Origin of the sequence: Salmonella sp. SAL4457 (genome assembly GCF_046548235.1) — a bacterium.
Lineage (GTDB): Bacteria > Pseudomonadota > Gammaproteobacteria > Enterobacterales > Enterobacteriaceae > Salmonella > Salmonella enterica.
In genome coordinates, this window is record NZ_JBGDZO010000042.1 from 1 (window position 1) to 507 (window position 507).

Here is a 507-nt window from a genome sequence, read left to right on the forward strand (position 1 = left end):
GCACTTCGCCGCCCTGGCCGCCGGGGATCTCCGCTGGCGGGCGGGGCGTCGGCAGGCCGCCGGCGACCTCCGGGCAAAGGGCGACGATCCGCCCCTGCGCATGCCAGCGCGAGAGCAGGTCGAACGGGCCATGGCTGCCACCGTCGTAGCGCACCAGGTGGCCCAGCAGGCAACGGCTGACCAGAACCTTCTGCATGGATGCTCCACCCCTTTGACAGGCACACAGAGTAGCCTGCCGCTCACCGATGGTCACGCCCGGTAACAGTAGCCGGGAAGCACCGGGGAAACCCGCCCTCGACCCAACCGGAGTTAGGCCTCGCGGTAGCGCTCCAGCGCCCGTATGGCGGGGACCAGGGCTATTTCTTGCCGAGCCTTAGGATAGAACTGCGGGCGGCCCATGGCGAACCTCCGCCGCCCCGAGCAGACTGGCTTCCCGCGCAACCGCGAAGGACCCGCCCGTCATGCTCCCGACCCGCTCGCTTCTACCGTTTTTCCTGGCCCCCGCGC

At 69.8% G+C, this 507-nt stretch carries 1 protein-coding gene; it reads right to left on the reverse strand.

The annotated features are described in order from the left end of the window. Window positions 1–196, reverse strand: a 196-nt coding sequence (locus ACLJNW_RS23120; protein WP_410961074.1) for a 2-thiouracil desulfurase family protein, incomplete at its 3' end; no start/stop codon positions are given. Between the last annotated feature and the right edge of the window lie 311 nt (window positions 197–507).